This window comes from Lactiplantibacillus brownii, assembly GCF_031085375.1.
Taxonomy (GTDB): domain Bacteria; phylum Bacillota; class Bacilli; order Lactobacillales; family Lactobacillaceae; genus Lactiplantibacillus; species Lactiplantibacillus brownii.
The window spans coordinates 434,982-454,697 of the sequence record NZ_JAVCWF010000001.1; the positions used below are offsets into that span (position 1 = coordinate 434,982).

The 19,716-nt window shown below is 45.4% G+C and carries 15 protein-coding genes; 7 read left to right on the plus strand and 8 right to left on the minus strand.

The window, feature by feature from the left end:
- Positions 1-25 precede the first annotated feature (25 nt).
- The gene (rihC, locus tag RA086_RS01710) at positions 26-937 is read right to left on the minus strand and encodes a ribonucleoside hydrolase RihC (RefSeq protein WP_308702204.1); all 912 of its coding nucleotides are present in this window, start codon (positions 935-937) and stop codon (positions 26-28) included.
- Positions 938-1,078: 141 nt separating this feature from the next.
- Between rihC and RA086_RS01715 the strand changes: the two genes are divergently transcribed.
- From RA086_RS01715 to RA086_RS01730, 4 genes are all read left to right on the plus strand, one after another.
- Positions 1,079-1,966: an oxidoreductase gene (locus RA086_RS01715; RefSeq protein WP_308702205.1), complete on the plus strand. Its 888-nt coding sequence runs from the start codon at positions 1,079-1,081 to the stop codon at positions 1,964-1,966.
- A 644-nt stretch (positions 1,967-2,610) separates the two neighbouring features.
- Positions 2,611-4,137: an ABC transporter permease/substrate-binding protein gene (locus tag RA086_RS01720; protein ID WP_308702206.1), complete on the plus strand. Its 1,527-nt coding sequence runs from the start codon at positions 2,611-2,613 to the stop codon at positions 4,135-4,137.
- Position 4,138: 1 nt separating this feature from the next.
- Positions 4,139-5,107, plus strand: a complete 969-nt coding sequence (locus tag RA086_RS01725; RefSeq protein WP_308702207.1) for an ABC transporter ATP-binding protein — start codon at positions 4,139-4,141, stop codon at positions 5,105-5,107.
- 102 nt (positions 5,108-5,209) lie between these two features.
- The gene (locus RA086_RS01730) at positions 5,210-6,544 is read left to right on the plus strand and encodes a dihydrolipoyl dehydrogenase family protein (RefSeq protein WP_308702208.1); all 1,335 of its coding nucleotides are present in this window, start codon (positions 5,210-5,212) and stop codon (positions 6,542-6,544) included.
- A gap of 100 nt (positions 6,545-6,644) precedes the next feature.
- Here the strand turns inward: RA086_RS01730 and RA086_RS01735 are convergent, their stop codons facing one another.
- The 5 genes from RA086_RS01735 to RA086_RS01755 all read right to left on the minus strand — a co-directional run bounded on the left by RA086_RS01735 (position 6,645) and on the right by RA086_RS01755 (position 10,162).
- Positions 6,645-7,262 carry a sugar O-acetyltransferase gene (locus RA086_RS01735; protein ID WP_308702209.1) on the minus strand — a complete coding sequence of 206 codons (618 nt, stop codon included), beginning with the start codon at positions 7,260-7,262 and terminating at the stop codon, positions 6,645-6,647.
- Positions 7,252-8,148, minus strand: coding sequence for an MFS transporter (locus RA086_RS01740; RefSeq protein ID WP_308702210.1), 897 nt, complete (start codon positions 8,146-8,148; stop codon positions 7,252-7,254). The genes RA086_RS01735 and RA086_RS01740 overlap by 11 nt, the downstream gene beginning before the upstream one ends.
- A gap of 279 nt (positions 8,149-8,427) precedes the next feature.
- A complete protein-coding gene (locus RA086_RS01745) occupies positions 8,428-9,219 on the minus strand; it encodes a Cof-type HAD-IIB family hydrolase (protein ID WP_308702211.1) in 792 nt (263 codons plus the stop codon).
- Positions 9,220-9,289: 70 nt separating this feature from the next.
- Positions 9,290-9,838 (minus strand): AraC family transcriptional regulator, encoded by a 549-nt coding sequence (locus tag RA086_RS01750; protein ID WP_308702212.1) that lies wholly within the window; start codon positions 9,836-9,838, stop codon positions 9,290-9,292.
- 150 nt (positions 9,839-9,988) lie between these two features.
- The gene (locus RA086_RS01755; protein ID WP_308702213.1) at positions 9,989-10,162 is read right to left on the minus strand and encodes a hypothetical protein; all 174 of its coding nucleotides are present in this window, start codon (positions 10,160-10,162) and stop codon (positions 9,989-9,991) included.
- Positions 10,163-10,350: 188 nt separating this feature from the next.
- On the opposite strand from RA086_RS01755, the gene RA086_RS01760 reads away from it, so the two are divergent.
- Both RA086_RS01760 and RA086_RS01765 read left to right on the plus strand, forming a co-directional pair.
- Positions 10,351-11,163: a Cof-type HAD-IIB family hydrolase gene (locus RA086_RS01760; protein ID WP_308702214.1), complete on the plus strand. Its 813-nt coding sequence runs from the start codon at positions 10,351-10,353 to the stop codon at positions 11,161-11,163.
- A gap of 316 nt (positions 11,164-11,479) precedes the next feature.
- Positions 11,480-12,646 carry a cation:proton antiporter gene (locus tag RA086_RS01765; RefSeq protein ID WP_308702215.1) on the plus strand — a complete coding sequence of 389 codons (1,167 nt, stop codon included), beginning with the start codon at positions 11,480-11,482 and terminating at the stop codon, positions 12,644-12,646.
- Positions 12,647-13,004: 358 nt separating this feature from the next.
- Here the strand turns inward: RA086_RS01765 and RA086_RS01770 are convergent, their stop codons facing one another.
- Positions 13,005-16,523, minus strand: a complete 3,519-nt coding sequence (locus RA086_RS01770) for an Ig-like domain-containing protein (RefSeq protein WP_308702216.1) — start codon at positions 16,521-16,523, stop codon at positions 13,005-13,007.
- 395 nt (positions 16,524-16,918) lie between these two features.
- Between RA086_RS01770 and RA086_RS01775 the strand changes: the two genes are divergently transcribed.
- On the plus strand, positions 16,919-17,266 hold the full coding sequence (locus tag RA086_RS01775) for a hypothetical protein (RefSeq protein WP_308702217.1): 348 nt from the start codon (positions 16,919-16,921) through the stop codon (positions 17,264-17,266).
- Positions 17,267-17,327: 61 nt separating this feature from the next.
- On the opposite strand, the gene helD is transcribed toward RA086_RS01775, so the two are convergent.
- On the minus strand, positions 17,328-19,637 hold the full coding sequence (gene helD, locus RA086_RS01780; protein ID WP_308702218.1) for an RNA polymerase recycling motor HelD: 2,310 nt from the start codon (positions 19,635-19,637) through the stop codon (positions 17,328-17,330).
- Positions 19,638-19,716 lie beyond the last annotated feature (79 nt).

A 19,716-nucleotide genomic window follows, 5' to 3' on the forward strand; every position in this document is an offset into this window, starting at 1 on the left:
ATAGCCTTGGAATTGTGCAATAGAATTATCCGATAGCTGCGACAGTATCCAAGAACCAGCTATTAAAGGCACGTGCATCAATATCCACGCAAACCGTCGCATTAGTCTGACCGTTGTGATAAGCGCCACGCGTATCGCCAACGGTTTCGCCATTTGCTGGGCCTTCGGTTTGAACATCGATCCACATTTTTTGTGTGGTGAAAGCCTCTGGGTGGAGCAAGTAGAATAGCGTATTGACGTCATGCATAGGGAGGCCAGTTTGATCGCCATCACCGTAATGATTGAACAAGGCATGCAACATCGTCCCGGTACGACCAAGTGTCGGTAATTTTTGCATCGTTTCAGGTGTCAACAAGGCTTTCAGAGTCACATCTAAGCCAACCATCGTAATTGGCACGCCAGATTGATACATGATTTCGGCAGCATGTGGGTCAGTAAAGACGTTGAATTCGGCCGCGCTGGTCATGTTGCCGCGACCAAGTGTGCCACCCATGGCGATGATTTCTTTGATATGAGTTTTAACTTCTGGATAAGTTTTAAAAAGTAGTGCAATATTCGTGTAAGCACCCGTTGGGACGAGCGTGATTGGTTCGGCCGCTTGCATGATGTGATCACGCAAGGCTTCCACGGCGGTCATCGGTAGCGGTTTTGCCAGATCCGTTGGGAAATCGTAACCGGGCATCCCGGAAACCCCGTGGACGCGCACAGCATCTTCGAATGGTTTGATCAATGGCTGTGGTGCACCGCCTGCGACTGGCACCTTACTATTGAAGAAACGTGTTAATTTTAAGGCATTTAAAGTCGTTTTATCGACGGTCACGTTACCGGCCACCGTAGTGATTAAATCGAGATCGAAATCGGGATAGTTGATGGCAATCGTAATTGCGGCCGCATCGTCGATTCCAGGATCGGTATCCATAATAAGCTTAGTTGGCATTGGAATCCCTCCAAATAACAAGTTTAGTGTATCGTGGTGATTGCTTCTATTTTAGCATATTACAGGTGTTGAATCCGATTGCATTTCTGGCGTGATTGCCGTAGCATGGCATTAAGATAGTGACATACTGGAGGAAACAAAATGGCAAAACCACGGGTAATCTTAATTACAGGGGCGTCTTCAGGAATTGGCAAGGCGACCGCATTAAAGCTTCAAGCACAAGGTAACATTGTTTACGGTGCCGCCCGGCGGATTGAAAAAATGACGGACCTCGCCGCAGCCGGTGTTCACGTTTTAAAAATTGACGTCACGGATGAAAAAACGTTAGTCGCCGCAGTTGAGACAATCAAAGTGGAACAGCAGCGCTTAGATATTTTGATCAATAACGCTGGTTATGGGTCTTATGGGGCGTTGGAAGATGTGCCATTAGCTGAAGGTGAACGTCAATTCAAAGTGAACGTCTTTGGGGTGATGCGTTTGACCCAGTTAGTGTTACCAATTATGCGAGCCCAACACCGCGGCCGTATCATTAACGTTTCATCAATTGGTGGCAAAATTTACCAGCCATTGAGTGCGTGGTATATGGGGACTAAACATGCGGTTGAAGGCATGAGTGATGCGTTACGAATGGAAGTAGCGCCATTTGGCATTGATGTCGCCATTATTGAACCAGGTGGGATCAAGACTGAATGGGCTGGAATCGCAGAAAAACAGTTGCTGTCGATTTCTGGTGAGACGGCCTATCATGATCAAGCGATAAAAGTTGGGGCCATGCTGTCTTTGTTTGATCAGTTTGCTTCCAATCCCGGTGTCATTGCGAAATTAATGGTGCGAGCCGTCAATGATGTGAAACCGAAAACACGTTATCACGCAGGTATGGGGGCTGGCTTATCGCTAACTGCCCGCAAATGGTTGTCAGATCGACAGTTTGATAAAATGATGACTCAAGCAGTGAACGGCGCGGCCAAGCTGTCGAAATTGGAACATCACGGTCAACGGGCCGGCAAACGACATTACAGTCATAACTAGGGCATCATAACTTACGGATAAGCGCTTAATTTGTCCGTCTCCGTTGACCAGCACGTTTGCTGTGAGGCAGACCTGCAGCCAAAGACCGGTCTGCAGGGCGCTTTCAAGCCGAAAACCACGTCTTAAAAGTCGGCCAGACACTAACCTGGGTAAAATCGCCCAGCTAAGTGTCTCGAAGCGGCAAGTTAAACGGATACTTTTAAATATTGATAGTTACCCACATTAGGCTACTTTACATGAAAATTTTGAAATAAACAGTTAGCAATGATTCGGCAATCAAGTCCGAATTGTTGCTAACCGTTTTTTGTTTGGGCTGACTAGCTTCGCTACGAGGGTGTAAGTTTTGATGACACCGGTACGGGCTAAACGACGGGGGATAACTAAATGGCTTTATGCTGCAAAATGGTTGATTTTGAGTTGATCTGTAGGTAGATTGGTCTAATAAAGTGAACATCCCGGTTGATAAAGCCTGAGTCTGTGAAGATTCTAATGATTATCTCAACAGATTTTAGACGAATCATTAGACGGTTTACGTGAAACTTTTTTAGTTACACTATTCTGAAATTCCGGGAGCATTTTACTGCGGTTTTAGGATTGGTTATGCTACGATTAAATTCATTAAGGAAAGTACTTGGGAGGCTATTATGCAGACCTTGATTCAAACATTTATGGAACGTCGCGGAGACTTACTCACGGCGTTATGGCAACATTTGGGTATTTCAATCGCCGCATTAGTGATTGCGATGGTGATTGCCATTCCACTCGCTATTTGGGCCGTTCGGCGACCCAAAATGGCTGAGGGGTTACTCCAGCTGACCAGTGTGTTACAGACGATTCCCTCACTGGCTCTTTTAGGGTTGTTGATTCCGTTAGTCGGAATCGGGACGGTGCCTGCAGTCATTGCGTTAGTCATCTATGCGCTGTTACCGATCTTTCAAAATACGTATTTGGGTATTTCGGAAATCGACGACTCGATTGAAGAAGCTGCGGATGCTTTTGGCATGTCACGGATGCGTAAGTTGCTTAAAGTAGAAATTCCAATTGCGCTCCCCCAAATTATTTCTGGGATTCGAACCGCGTTAGTTCTGATCATTGGGACAGCCACCTTGGCGGCTTTAATTGGTGCCGGTGGTCTGGGGACCTTTATCATGCTGGGGATTGACCGAAATAACACGTCATTATTGCTGATTGGCGCAATTTCGTCCGCACTCCTGGCAATCATTTTATCCGCCCTAGTCCGTTGGTTTCAAACCGCGAAGCCGAAGCAAGCTTTAACCGTTTTTGCTATTATTGTGGCTTTGCTCGGTGGTGGCGGTGCGTATAGCGTGTATGCGAGCCGGACGGAAACGATTACTATTGCGGGTAAACTAGGCTCAGAACCTGAAATATTAATTAACATGTATAAAGATTTAATTGAAGCGAGTGACGCGCATGTCAAAGTCGCGCTGAAACCTAACTTTGGGAAGACAACGTTCTTATTTAGTGCGTTGAAACATGACCAAATCGACATTTATCCTGAATTTACTGGTTCGGTATTGGAAACGTTAGTTAAAGGAAATAACCCTAAGAGTATGACAGCTGCGGCCACCTACAAACTAGCCAAACAACGACTAGCGAAACAGGATGAAATGTCACTATTAAAGCCGATGGCCTATAACAACACCTATGCGTTGGCAGTCACGAAAAAATTCAAACAAGCACATCACCTTGAAACCATCAGCGATTTAACACAGGTGGATTCGTTGTTGAAACCAGGTATGACTTTGGAATTTATCGACCGCGATGATGGCTTAAAGGGGTTGAAAAAGGCGTATGGCTTAGATGTGACAGCTAAATCAATGGAGCCAGCCTTGCGTTACGAAGCAATTAGTAAAGGCCGCATCAATTTAGTCGACGCGTATTCAACTGATAGTGAATTACGACAATATCATCTGGCAATTTTAAAGGATGACAAACGTTTCTTCCCAACCTATCAAGGGGCACCGTTGATGAAGACGAGTTTCGCGAACAAGCATCCGAAAGTTGTCCAAGCATTGAACAAGTTAGCTGGGAAGATTTCGGAAACGGACATGCAGGAAATGAATTATGAAGTGAACGTCAAGAAAGAATCCGCCGCAACGGTTGCACACAACTATCTAGTCAAGCACGGGTTATTAGAAGGGAGCAACTAGGATGACGACAGCAATTGAGTTTAAACACGTTAAGAAAGATTTCAATGGAAACAATGTCATCCCAGACTTGAATCTCAGTGTCAAAAAAGGCGAATTATTCGTGTTAGTTGGGACTTCTGGTAGTGGCAAAACGACCTCGCTAAAAATGATCAACCGACTAGAGCCGTTAAGTGCCGGCGAAATTTTAGTCAATAATCAAGATGCTACCACGGTTCCCGTACGAGATCTGCGCTGGAACATGGGCTATGTGCTTCAGCAGATTGCCTTATTTCCAACCATGACAGTGGCGCAAAATATTGCAGTCATTCCAGAAATGAAAGGCACGCCGAAGAAAGAAATTGCGCAAACAATTGACGAGTTATTGGATGAAGTTGGGTTAGCGCCAAAAGTTTATCGGAATCGGATGCCAGATGAGTTATCTGGTGGGGAGCAGCAGCGGATCGGGATTTTACGCGCTATTGCTTCGAAACCGTCGATTGTTTTGATGGATGAGCCATTCAGTGCGTTAGACCCGTTGTCACGCCAACAGTTACAAGATTTGGTCTTGTCATTACATCAACGCTATGACAATACGATTGTCTTTGTCACCCATGATATGAGTGAGGCATTGAAGTTGGGCGACCGAATCGGTGTGATGCGGCACGGCGAGTTATTGCAAGTGGACACACCAACTGCCATTGCCCAACATCCTGTTAATGACTTTGTCCGTGACTTTTTCGGTGCGAGTCGTGCTAAAAACGTCTATGATATTTATGTTGGGCGAGTTGGGTTGGTCCAAGGTTATTTGAAACAAAAGCCAACTGTAGCGGCTGGTCGAATTCAAACCTTAGATGCTCAAGCGACGCTACGGACTGGCTTTGAAGCGCTAAGTAATCATGATTATTTAGCAATTACTGATGACCAGGTCGTCCAAGGCTATTTGGATCGGCAGACCGTGATGGCCTATTTGAGTGAACATGAAAATGATTAGCTTGTAAGACGAGCGTAACCTTTAGCCCAATTCAATGAGCAAATTAAGAAAAGATCCAGCGTCTTAACCAACACAGCGAAAAAATCAGGAGGAATGGCAACGATGGCAAAACAATATGATGTAATCGTAATTGGTGGTGGCCCCGCGGGGACTGCGATGGCGAGTGGTTTAAAGGCTCAAGGCAAATCGGTCCTAATTGTAGAAGCTGATTTGTGGGGCGGCACTTGTCCTAACCGTGGTTGTGATCCCAAGAAGATTTTGTTGAGTGCGGTTGAAGCGAAACAGGCCGCAACTAACTTACAAAGTCATGGTTTAGCAGGTATTCCTAAGGTAGATTGGCCAGCTCTGATGGCAACCAAACGTGGCTATACTAACGGAATTAATGATGGAACTTTGAATGGCTTACAAGCTCAAAAGATTGAGACGATTCATGGGCAGGCTTATTTCCAAACTGACGGACAATTAACGGTCGATGGTGAAGTCGTTAACGGCACTGATATTGTGATTGCGACCGGTCAACGACCAGCTATTTTGCCGATTAAAGGACACGAGTATTTTAAAACGAGCACGGATTTCTTAGATTTAGATGCCATGCCAAAACGGGTGACCTTTGTCGGTGGGGGCTATGTTGGCTTTGAGTTAGCGACGATTGCACGAGCTGCCGGCGCTGAAGTACACTTGATTCACCATAATGACCGGCCTTTAAAAGAATTTGATCCAGAGCTGGTGAAAGCATTGATGGCTAACTTGACGACTCAGGGGGTAACGTTCGATCTCGACGTTGATCTCAAGCAAATCACAAAAACGGCTACAGGATTGACGTTGTCAGATGGTCAAGGATTCAAATTGGACACTGATTTGGTGATTTGTTCTGCGGGACGTCTGCCGAATGATGATCACCTCGGTTTGGAAAATGTGGGTGTGACGGTTGGGCGCCATGGCATTCAAGTTAATGATCATTTACAAACGGCAGCCGCACACATTTATGCGATTGGTGATGTCAGTGATACACCGGTTCCTAAGTTGACCCCGTTAGCTGGTTATGAAGCGCGTTACTTGGTCGGTGAATTGGTGAAGTCTGGGGCGGCCATCACCTATCCAGTTGTGCCGACGCAAGTTTATGCTTCGCCAAAACTCGCTAAAGTTGGGGTTACAGCCGTTCAAGCAGCCAAAGCACCTACCAAGTATCGGATCAGCTCATTAGATATGACAAAGTGGTTCACTTATTATCGGTTACAAACGCCGCAAGCCTTGGCTAAAGTGGTGGTTGATCGGCAAAGTGGCTTAATTGTTGGTGCTAGTTGTTTGAGTGAGATTGCGGATGAAATGATCAACTATTTGACACTTTTGATTCAAAAGCAAATTAGTTTGTCAGAAATGCAAAAGTTGGTCGTCGCTTATCCGACACCAGCCAGTGACTTACAATATTTATACTAAAACAAGTTAAAAATGAGGCTCGTTATCAACTGATTTTTACAGTTGAAACGAGCCTCATTTTTTTATCAAAAGCTACAGGATACTTCAGTCAATTGAAGCCTTAGTCAGCTAATAAGTCAGGATCAATTCGACGAGTCTTAAAGTAATACTCACGATCATGATCATTAACTTGACGCAGAATGTGGCAGGGATTACCGACCGCGACCACGTTATCTGGCAAATCTTTGGTGACGATACTACCGGCACCGACAACCACATTGCGACCAATGGTGATACCTGGTAGCACGATCACTCCAGCACCGAGCCAGCAATTTTCACCGATATGAACGGGTGCATTATATTGATAACCTTGTGCACGTAATTCTGGCAGGATTGGATGACCTGCAGTGGCGACGGTAACATTTGGACCAAACATTGTGTGGTCGCCAACGTAAATGTGCGTATCATCGACTAAAGTTAAATTAAAATTCGCATAAATTCCACGACCAAAATGAACGTGATGACCGCCAAAATTACTATGAAAGGGTGGTTCAATGTAGCAATTTGGTCCAATTTCGGCAAACATTTTAGCGAGTAAAACTTGGCGCTTGGTCATTTCTGTGGGGCGAGTCTGATTATAATCGTAGAGTTGATCAAGATATTGAAATTGTTGTTGTTCAATGGCGGCATCGTTTGGCAGATATAAGTCGCCACTATGCAATTTTTGCTTATTTTCCATGTGCTAGTGTTCCTTTCGCAGTTGGTTTCAAGAGGGTGGCAACGGCGATCAATGTGAGAATCAGCATGATCCACAAGAGCACATTGTCGGTGAGCACCCCGGGCCCCAGTTGACCCAATAAATTCCACACTAATGGGGCGAAGAAGGCGCTGATAATTGTCGCAATGGTGAGGTAACTACTCATCGTGTTGATTTGTTCATCCGCCAGCCCCGCATTACTGGTGAAGACCAGATATGGGCCCGTGTACGAATAAATAAAATTGAAGAAAATTGCCGCGCCAATCGCCACGGTGCTCTGATTGGTCAACCATAATAACAGGATGCTAGCGGCAGCACCCGCATAGCCGAGCGTTAAAGTATAACGGTGTAACCGTTTATGCAACCGCCCAAACGTTAAACCGGCGATTAAGCCACCTAAGTTCATTGCCGCCAGTGTCCAATTCAAGATGCTGGCATCACCAAAGTGGCGATTGGCAAATAGACTGGGGAGCTTTAGTTGGACGCCCCAGATCAGTAAATAGGTGATAAAAGTGAGACCGGCTAAGCCCCAGTGTGAGGCTGGAAGCTTGGCATGGCCGAGCTTAGTTGTGGTCGTCGTTAGCTTAGTTTCGGGCACAAAACGCCAAACTAAGAGCGCAATGATTGCCAATACGAGGTAAAGCCAGAAGACGGCTTGCCAGCTGATAACGACTAACCAACCGGCGCCAGCCAGCAAAACGGCATTGCCTAGCGCTGACAGCCCAGTTTGATAGCCAAGCAATCGGGCTCGTAGCTCGCCGCGATAGACATGAGCAATCAGGCTGATCGCATGGGGTGAAAAGAGGCCGATACCCAAGCCTAAAATAGCTCGACTGAGCATGATTAAAGTGAAATTGTGGCTCAGCATCGGAAAAGCCCCTGCGATGGCACTTAATTAGGAGGCCACTGATCACAACTTTGCGGATGCCGAACCGTTGCGTGAGCTGGGGATTGATCAGTAAAGTCACGAGTGCACTCAAATTAGCAATGGTCACTAACCATTCGATCACGGTCGTTGGCACCTGTGGAAATTGTTGCTTTAACTGCGGAATAATGCCGGTGATGACGGTCGAAATACTGCTAACAGTGGATAGACTCAGGATACTGATGGTCGTCCAACGCGCTGGTTGAGTTGATTGCATGCTCGTTACGCCTCCAATGCCTCACTAATAAAGTTGAGAACGCCTTGATCTTGATTGCTGTCAGTTGACCGATCAGCGACCGCGGTGACGGCTGGTTGAGCGTTTTGCATAGCAACTCCCAGCCCAACTTCGCGTAACATTTCCAAATCATTGCCACCATCGCCAAAGGCACACATTTCAGTCAAATTGACATGCAGTAGTTGGCCAAGTTCTTTTAACCCAGCCGCTTTATTCAAACCCGGTTGGATGATGTCGATATCACCGTGACCACTGCTGGTGGGTTCGCCTAGATCGCCAAGCTTGTCACGTAGTTGGTCAACGATTACTTGCGTTTGCGCCGGCGGACAGCTGATGGCAAACTTTAGAATATAATCGTGAATATTGGCAAAGTCGTCCACAACCGCTAAATGATGATAGTATTTTCGCATTTCAGTCACATGGGCAGGCGCCATGGTCTTCAGTGCATAGGCACTCTTGGCGCCACAAACGAGAATCTGTAACGTCGGCATTGCCGTAATAATGGCGAGAATTTGCGCGACCGTGGTCGACTCAAACTGGTGCATGGCGTAGATTTGGTGTTCATCACGAATGAGCGCGCCATTCTCAGAGACATAGATCGTATCTGGGTAAGCTTTGAAAAACGATTTCAGTTGATAATATTGGTTCCCGCTAGCGACGACCCATTGAATCCCATAGTGTTGCATCTTAGCGTGTAACCGCTTGAATTTAGCCTCATCATAAGTCATATCATCTCGTAAAAATGAGCCATCCATATCTGTTGCAATTAATTTAATCATGTTAAATTTCTCCCTTGTTTTGATTGATGTCGTTAGTTTAGCATGATAATTCGGACAACAAGGGACATTTTTAGAGGCAACTGGTATCAATTTTGTGATATTTGGCAAAAGTTTGGCGATAATCTGTCGGCGTCAAGCCTTTCCAAGCTTTAAAGTTACGATTCAACGTTTTCCGATTGGTAAAACCGCAACTCGTGGCGATGTAATCGATTTTACGGTCGGTTTCTAATAATAGCCGACGCGCGTTGAGTAACCGCACTTGGCGTAAGTAGCGGTTGACGGAAAGTTGTAGATTGGCGTTGAACTGCTGATTAAGGGTAGTCAGTGATACGTGGAAGCGTTCGGCCAAAGTGGTGCCACTGATTGGTTCGGCGTAAGCTTGATTGATGTAGTCCATCACCGTATCCGTCAGATTCTGGTTGGGACTGACATCACTTTCAGCCATTGGTACGGTGAAAGCTTGACCAAGTTGTGCCACTAACGCATAAAAATGACTGAGAATTTCCAGTCGCGCGAGGTCCGTCGCACCAGCCGCTAACAAGTCATGAATGGCGATCAAGTGGTTGCGGATCGTCGCGTATGCCGTTGGATTGCTAAGCTCGATGCGTGGGTTCGTCAAGGTTAGCTGCCAATTGGCACTCGATGGAACTTGGGATTGGAGAAAGTCATCATCAATAATCAGGCCAAATTCAATCCAGTCAGCTTGGTCGGGACCAGTTGCACTATGGACAACGCGCCGGTTAACGGCCCAGATATCGCCGGGATGGAATTACGTTGTTTGACCATCCGTCACGAACTTTAAGGTATCCCCGGCACCAAGATAATTCAGTTCAATACCTTGGTGCCAGTGTGGGGCCACGTCAATGGATGTGAGTGGATCGTGTTCATAATATTTGAAGGGCAGATGAGGAATCGTCTGCACGGTTTCATGAAGAATTTTCAATTTTAATCACCTAAATTGTTAAAAATGAGCCATTTTGGTTTCAAAAATCGGCTTTTTAGTTTATGTCGCTATGCTATATTAAAACTATCAAAATGTGGCGAAGCGTCAATGTGGATTGAAAGCTAGGCCAAAGCTAGCAGACATGTCCTAATTGTAACCGTATTCGCAATTGAAGGGAACTATTGATCATGTCAATTAAATTAATTGCTTTAGATATCGATGATACATTGTTGGATTCCACTGGAAAATTATTAGCTAGCACCAAAGCCGCTGTAAAAAAAGCGTTGGCGCAGGGGATTAAAATCGTGCTCTGCACTGGGCGACCATTAGCGGGCGTTCAACCTTATTTAGACGCCTTACAGCTTACCGGTGACGAGCAATATGTGATTACTTATAATGGTGCCGTCACCGAATCTGTGAGTGGTCACGTGGTTGCCAAACACTTAGTGGATAATGCGATGTATCGGAAAATGACGGCGTTTGGTCAAGCACACCAGGTTCCTTTTAATGTCTTAGATGAAGAAAGCAACATTTATACTGCGGATCGAGATGTGAACTGGGTGACCGTCATTCAAGCTTGGGAAAATAAGGCTGGCGTGCTCGTCCGTGATCCTGATGATTTACCCGCTGACTTTCAGATTACGAAAGGGTTATTTGTCGGTGATGAGGCCCAGTTAGATGCGCTGGAACCTTTAGTTGACCAAACGTTTGGCAAAGACTGTTATATCGTCCGGGCGGGCAGCGTCTTCTTAGAATTGATGAATCCGGTCGTTAACAAAGGCCAAGCGCTTAAAGATTTAGCTCAGGTGTTAGACTTATCAGCCGATGAAGTTATGGCGGTTGGCGATGAGAAAAATGATATTCCAATGTTCAAGTTTGCGGGAACGGCGGTTGCGATGGGTAACGGTAGTGATGCCGCCAAAGCCGTTGTTGATTATGTGACCGGTACAAATGACGAGGGTGGGTTAGCCGACGCCATTCAAAAGCTGGCATTAATCTAAGCTGGATTAACTTTTCAACAGGGCATGTGGACAAGTCGAGACTAAGGCTGAAAAAAGTTATCCACTGTGGAAAACTTTTAGAAACAGTTGCCACCGGCAGTTGTCCACTTACCCACAGGTCGAATGGTGATAAGTGACTTAGCTGTTAATAAAAGCATCGGTCGAAAACCAAGTTGGGTTTTCAGCCGATGCTTTTTTAGTGGCATAAGCGGGTCGTTAAAGCCAGGTCAGAGTGGCTTGGAAAGGCCCATACGGTTAAAATGAACCAGAGATAAGGTGTATCATAGCAGTAAGGCACGACTAAAGGATGGCGACTATGAGCTTTTTAGGCACGTTATGTATTTTGTTATTAGCAACAACTTTGGCGGGACATTTTTCCCATCGAATTGGGATTCCCGCTGTGATCGGTGAGATTTTAGTAGGCGTTGTTTTAGGCCCCGCTATTTTCAATCTGGTTCATTTGACCAATCTTGTCCAGACCTTCTCTGATTTAGGTGTGATTGTGTTGATGTTCATTGGTGGTTTAGAGAGTAATTTAGCGCTATTAAAAAAATATTTGCGACCAGCGATTGGCGTGGCCGTGATTGGGGTCGTTTTCCCCGTTCTGATCATGGGTGGGGTCAGTCACTTCTTTAATTTTACTTGGTTTGAATCTTTATTTATTGGCGTGATCTTTTCGGCCACTTCGGTCTCGATCTCAGTCGAAGTCTTGAAAGAATTCAAGGCGTTGGATACGAAAGAAGGGGCCACGATTCTAGGGGCCGCCGTGGCGGATGATATTATTGGGGTCATCTTACTGAGTATCATGATTTCAATGATGGGTGATAAAAGTGGCGGGGCCCAACCGGCACTTTGGTTGGTACTACTCGAACAAGCCGCGTTTTTCGTTGGGGTATTCTTGTTAACTCGTTGGATTGCGCCAGCTTTAATGCGTTTGAGCAATCACTTATTGATGGCCGTAAGCCCGACCATTATGTCCGTCATTATCTGTTTAGCAATGGCTTGGCTCGCAGAAACCGTTGGCCTTAGTGGGGCAATCGGTGCTTTCTTCGCTGGGACTGCGATTGCACAGACCGATTATCAGCACCAAGTCGATGTCAGCATCGAGCCGGTGGGTTACACGATTTTTATTCCAATTTTCTTCGTGAGCGTCGGCTTAAACATGACGTTTGAGGGTTTCTGGCAGTCGTTACCATTTGTCGCCGTGATGACTGTATTGGGTGTTTTGACCAAGCTACTTGGTTGTGGTTTGGGTGCTAAATTAAATGGCTTCAATGCGCACAGTAATTATTTGGTAGGTGCTGGGATGATTTCGCGGGGTGAAATGGCGTTAATTACGGCCCAGATTGGTTTTTCGGCGCACCTGCTGTCGAGTAACTATTATTCCGATGTTATTTTAGTCATTATCTTAGTCACAATGATCGCGCCCTTTGTTTTAAAAGACGCCATTCATCGGGCTCCTGCAACGAGACCATCAGTCTAAATCTTGCTAGTTTTAGTGGGGTGTTGGCTGATTGTGACAAAACAGGAGAGTGGGACAAAAGGCGTTTTGCTACCGAGCATAGCCTAGAAAGTCGAATGATTGGCATTTTCAATCGTTTGACTTTCTTAGCTCGGTTGCATCAAAGCCTTTTGTTCCACGTTTCGGCTATAAATATTAGGAATACCAAAATGAGTCTGGGGTTTTGACCAGACTCATTTTTTTGGACAAAAAAGGATCCTAGTAACGGCAATGAAATCAAATCCGTTGTCGTTGCTAGGGTCCGTAATGCCAGCATGTTAACAGCACGTGTTGGTCGTGGGTTAAGTAAGGTTGTGATTGGACAATCCGCCTTTCTAAATTACATGTTATGACGACGTAAATCGAAATAACCTAAGCCAAAGGTTAACAACAATATCAAGAAACCAACAATAGTCGCTAACGCATTATTCTGATGTTCACTAGTTTGTGGTAAACGACCAGATGCTGGACTATAAGGTGCTGGTGTTTGCGTTGAGCTATATGGCGTTGTTGGCATTCCAGGCATCTCAGTTTCTGGCATGCCAGGTTCACTAGGTTCAGTGGTGCCAGGCATTTCAGATTCTGATGTACCAGGTTCGCCGGGTTCAGTGATGCCAGGTACTTCAGGTTCCCCAGTACCAGGTTCGCTAGGCTCAGTGGCGCCAGGCATTTCAGGTCCTTCCATACCAGGTTCGCCGGGTTCAGTAGTGCCAGGTGTTTCAGGTTCCCCAGTGCCAGGTTCACTAGGTTCAGTGGTGCCAGGCATTTCAGGTTCTTGAGTACCAGGTTTGCCGGGCTCAGTAGTACCAGGTGTTTCAGGTTCTTCGGTGCCAGGTTCAGTTGGCTCAGTGGTCCCAGGCTTTTCTGGTTCTTCTGTCCCAGGCTCATTTGGTTCAGTGGTGCCAGGATTTTCTGGTTCCTCAGTACCAGGTTTGCCAGGTTCAGTTGTCCCAGGTTCGTCATCTTCATCTTCACCATCACGTTCGATCGAAGTATCAGCACTGGCTTCATTGTCATCGTCATCCGAATAAACGGCGGCGTTGGCAAAGATTTCAGCACCAGATGCTTTGTTGGTCTTCGTTTGATAAGTCAAACGGAAATCAGCGGTGAATTTGCCAATGATCTTAAAGGTAATGGTTGAGCCATCGACACTGACATCAAGTGGTAATTCTTGGCCGCTGTCATCAACAGCACGAGCACTACCTTCGCGATAAGTTTGGTTATCACTTAAGATATCGGTGATCACTGGATTCGATAAGTCGTTGCCATTAGCTTTAACAGATAAAGTCCAATTAATGATTGTGTGGTCGGTTGAATCACTCCAAGCGGCGACTTTACTCATTTCGATTGGATCTTTAACTGGCATAACCGGTGGATTTTCACGGTCGATTGAGCTTTCAGCTTCGGCATGATTATCGTTGTCGTCATCTAAGATGGCCGCGTTGTCAAAGGTTGCGGCACCTGATTGTTCATTAGTTGTCGTCTGATAACTCAAAGTTAAATCGTTCGTGATCGTCCCACTAAATTTAAAGGTTAACTTGTTACCTTCAGTAGTCACAACAACTGGCACCGTATTGCCAGCTGCATCAACGGCTTTAGCACTGCCATTACGATAAGTTTGGTTATCGCTCAGTTGGTCGCTGATGACTGGATTCAGTAACGTGTTACCTTTAGTGGCTACTTTGAGTTGCCAATTGATCATATTGTGATCATTTGGATCGCTCCAAGCAGCGGTCTTAGTCATTTCAATCGGATCTTTTGCAGGTTCGACTGGTTGGGCTTCACGATCAATAGCCGCATCCGCTTCCGCATGATTATTATTTTGATCATCTAAAATCGCGGCGTTGTTAAAGGTTGCGGCGCCAGTAGCAGTTTTAGTCGTGGTCTGATAGGTGATCTTCAAATCAGCGGTCGTTTCACCAGTAATCTTGAAGGTGACTTCGGAACCATCAACGGTGGCAGTCACTGGTAACGTTTTGCCGTTAGCGTCAGTAACTTTGACACTCCCAGCAACGTAACTGTGGTTGTCACTTAAAATATCACTGATAACGGGGTTGGTTAACTTATTACCATTAGTCGTAACATTGAGTGCCCAGTCGATCTTAGTTTTATCAGCTGGATCACTCCAAGTTGCGGTCTTAGCCATGGTAATCTCTGGCTTCGGCGCTTCGGTTTCATCACGATCAATCGAAGTAGAAGCATCAGCATGGTTGCCAGCTTCATCATCATAAATTGCACCGTTAGCAAAAGTTTCGGCCGTATTAGTTTCATCAGTTGTCGTTTGATACGACAATTGAATATCACTCGTATAAGTCCCGCTTAACTTGAACGTGATTTCTGTCCCGTTCGTTGACGCGGTTACCGGAATTTTTTCACCCGTAATAGTTTTAGCTTCAGCGCTGCCAGCCACAAAGGTTTGGTTAGCACTGATCTTATCGACAATCGTTGGATTGATCAACTGGTTGCCGTTAGCGCTGACGGACAATTTCCAGTTCAACTTAGTCTGATCATTAGGATCAGCCCAAGCTACACTCTTTGTCATGTTAACTGGATTGCGATTAGGGAGCTCAGGTTCTGCCGTACGGTCAATTTCGGCCGTGGCAGAAGCATTATTATCGTTGTCATCTTTATAGGTGGCATCGTTAGTAAATTCTTCAGTTCCTTTAGTCGTGCTCGTTTTGCTTTGGTAAGTCAAATGTAGATTAGTCGTGTAAGTCCCAGTCACTTTGAAGACGATCGTCAGACCATTACCACTAGGACTAGCAGTTATGGGAACTGTATCGCCTAACGAGGTGACCATCTTGGCACTGCCTTGTACATAAGATTGATTAGCACTTAAATGATCAGTGATTTCAGGGTTAACTAATTTGTTACCATTATCATTGATCCGAATCGACCAGTTCAACTTGGTTTGATCATTAGGATCAGCCCAGCTAACTGATTTTTCCATCGCAATTGGTTCATTAGGTTCAGGCGTTCCAGTCCCCGGATTTTCCGGTTGAGAAGTGTCTTCATCTTCACGATCAATTGACGCATTAGCCGATGCCTTATGACCGCCATCGTCGGTATAGGTCGCGTTGTTATTAAACGTATCGCCACCGGTCGTTAACTTAGGTCGTGTTTGATAAGTGAGGGCAATATCTGAATCAATCGTTCCACTTATCTTAAAGGTAACGGTATTTGAAAGTAGACTAGTTGTTGCGGTAACTGGAAGGCTCTTACCACTAGCATCAGTGGCCTTAACACTACCAGCGACATACTTTTGATTGCCGCTGAAAGTATCTTTAATCACTGGGTTAGTTAAAGTATTGCCTTCGTGATTAACGTTTAAGTGCCAGTTGATCAAATTCTTGTTGGTTGGATCAGCCCAGCTAGCACTCTTAGTCATGCTAATAGGACCAGTTGGCTTAGTTGGATTCATGTCTTTTTCTTCAACACCAATTCGAATCCACCCACGCCGATTAATCATATTATGCATCACGTTATTCGCAGTAACGACCACAATTGGATTGTCCTTTTCCATATGAGCAACCCCCATTGAGGCACCAACCGCGTTATATAACTTGAACTCTTCATCTTCTGTAACATGGACATTGCTAGGTAAAGTCAGTGTCATGGTGTCACCGGCATTGACATTTGTACTGTTAGAAATCTTCCACTGATAATTAACGGTATAATCGCCTTTTGGTAACTGGACATCGTGAGGATAAACCTTACCCTTAGTATCTTTAATGATGGCACTATTAACATCTAACCCGGTCGCTGGAATTTCACTAGCGCTCCCGATAACTGGTGGACTCAGAATCATCAGCGCTACTCCAGTGACTGCGAGTAAGAAGAATTGCCAAAATCTACGCATCATCATTCCTCCATTCAATTCTCTTTTACTATCAAGTGAGCATTACTCACTCAACAATTAAAAAGTACCACGCGATTGCTTACAAGGATTACCTTGACGGATTATTCGTAAACCTGTCAAACTGGTCAAAAATGCCGTTTGACAGGGCCTTAATAACAATACTAATTGGCGAGCCACTAGTACGACAGTGAATTGCATACAATTGACTTTTTAAAAATTAAATATATTGATTAAATAATATTTTTAAATCAATTTATTGGGCTACGATGATGTGCCAAAAGATGTTGTTTTTGTAAATATTGTAGTGTTTCTGTAAAGGTGGTTTAAGGTGCAAATTCTGAGCGTACAATGTAATCAAAAGCGCCTTGGTCATTCAAATTAAGGGGGAAACTCACTTGAATTTAATGCTGACAATTAGTTTGCGACTGGTAATGTTTGGTCTAGCAGTGGGATTACTAGAACGTAATTTTGGTTTATCGGAATTGGTTCGGGGCTACATTGGGCAAGAGACAGCGGCACGGGTAACTTTTAAAGCGCACACCTTTCAGCGGCAATGTTTAATTGTTGCGCTGGCGATTGGGTTTTTAATCGTCATGATTGCGGCGCTCAGTAGTATTTTGACCTTGGTAATCCAACCCACGGTGACGACGCGACAAACGCAAGGACTGCACTTGCTGCAATTTGCACTGGGCTTAGGGCTCGTCGGTGAAACGGTCCGCCAACTGAATTCTCACACAAAGTAAAAAAAGACCTGAACCAGGCCAATTCAGCAATAGCTAGAATTGACTGGTTCAGGTCTTTTAGTTAAACACGAACTTGGTGTTCGATCGTAAATAACGTTGGGTCTAAATGCGCAATGAGCGGCGAGACATCACCAACACTAAGCAAGGTTAGATGATGCATGGCGCGTGAGGCAATCGTGTATAGCAAGCCGACGGTGGTTTTGTCGGGATAATTTTGTGCGGAAACGTCATAAGCCACGACTGCATCAAACTCTAAGCCTTTAGCAAGATAGATGGGCATCACAATCACCCCTTGGGGCATGGTGCGATCACTATCAGCCATGAGCGTCGCAATCGTCTGATGTTTCAGTGCTTGATAGACTTTTTTACTGTCGGCTAAGTCTTTCGTTAAGACTGCCACCGTTTTTGTATGGGTTAATTGGCGCTTAACTTCAGTAAGTAAGCCGGCCAGCGCATTTGTTTCGCCGTAGCGAATCATGACTTTCGGCAAATCACCTTCACGCGTAAAGGCTTGAATTTGGTCACCATCTGGCAATAACGCCTTAGCAAAATTGGTGATCTGTAAGGTGGAACGATAACTCTTATTTAGGGTGATTAAGTTAGCCCGACGAACATTGAAGGCGTCACGTAGACGTTGCAATAATTGTTTGGGCAACTCGATGTCCTTGAATAACGCTTGTTCACTATCGCCCAATAAGGTGAACTTGGCTAATGGAAAGGCGTGCTTGATATAGAGGAGCTGCGCTAACGAATAATCTTGCATTTCATCGACAAAGATATATTGCATCCGCCGATTTTGCCCGCTACCCGTTAAAATATCGCGGAGCAGTAGCAGGGGGGCACAGTCGACCAACGCGATTTTGTGATATTCAATGCCAGCTTGAAATTGCTGCCGCCGAGCATGCCACTGAGCCGGAGTGATTGTTGCAGGTCGGTCAAGCTGGTCCAAGAAATCGTTGTATTGTTCATAAGTGTCTAAAAAGTACCCATTATAAATGGCGTCGTAAACTTGTCGCAAACGTTTCGTGACGATTTGTTTACCAATATAGAAGACTTCATCGTCTAATGATTGGAAATCACCACGGCGCTTGTCACCAAGTAGATCGTGATAGTCTTCATCATTTAATTGATCAATGATCTCATTGACCCAGTCGGCTTGTGCTTCATGGTCAATACGATGTTTTAGTCGTTTGATCAAGGTGTTTTTTAGGCTGAGAAAACGGTCAGCTGGTTGCATCGCTGCGGGTAACGCGGTCGCAATTGCCGTAATCTCCGCCCGTGAGAAGAAAATTTCACCATTAAAGACGATATTGGTGAACCGCAGTTGGTCCGCAGCCAACGTTTGGCAATAATGCGTCACTTGTTGCATGAAGTCGGCGCTTTCTTGGAATTTCCGCACGGCCGGCACGTTACTAGCGGCTTGCCGATCACTTTCGTAACGTTCAAATAAGCTTTCAACATTCAAGCCTTGAAAACGAGCACTTAAAAACTCGGCTAGCGTGACCTGGCGCATGTTTCGCTCACCCAAACTTGGCAAAACTTCAGAAATATAGTGACTGAAGAGGCGGTTAGGTGAGAAGAGCACCATTTGATCGGCTTCAAGGGATGCCCGTGAATGGTAAAGCAAGAACGCGATGCGTTGGAGAATGGCGGAAGTTTTACCGGACCCGGCGACCCCCTGAACAACTAATAGATCACTATAAGTGTCACGAATAATATCATTTTGTTCTTTTTGAATCGTCGCCACGATATTCTGCATATAGGCGTCATTTTGTTCGCCCAAGACGCTTTGCAGAATCTCATCACCCACGGTTTCATTTGTGTCAAACATGTTTTTGATCTGACCATGATCAATTTGAAATTGCCGCTTTTTTTGTAACTCGGTCGTTTGTTCGCCGGCCGGGGTTTGATAGCGGACGGTACCGAGTGTGCCATTATAGTAAACGGATGAAATCGGCGCGCGCCAGTCATAAACTAAGAAATTCTGATGCGGATCGACGAAAGAAGCTGTCCCGATATACAATTTTTCAGGGACTTCGTCGGGACTATCTTGGATATCAATACGGCCGAAATAAGGTGAATTGCTGAGGTCTTTCAAGACACCGACTTGGCGGCTCAAAATGGCTTCAGATTCAACAGCACGTTCGACCATTTGTTTTTGTTGTTGTAACTCGGCGTTAGTTTCGATACGGTCATCGACTTCAAACGTGTTGACTGAGTTATTATCACCATAATTTTTCTGGATTACATCGGTTTCGCGGTGCGCCTTGGCAACTAAGCGGTCAGTCTCTTTGGCACGAGCCTTGACCTGCTTAATAACGGCGTCCACCCGCTGTTGTTCTTGTTGTTGTTCTTGGTCTGATGTTGTCACTGTGATAACAGCCTCCAGTCTTATTCTCAGGTAAATAGCTTGAACAATTCTAGGCGGATTTAGCCGGACTGTCAATTAA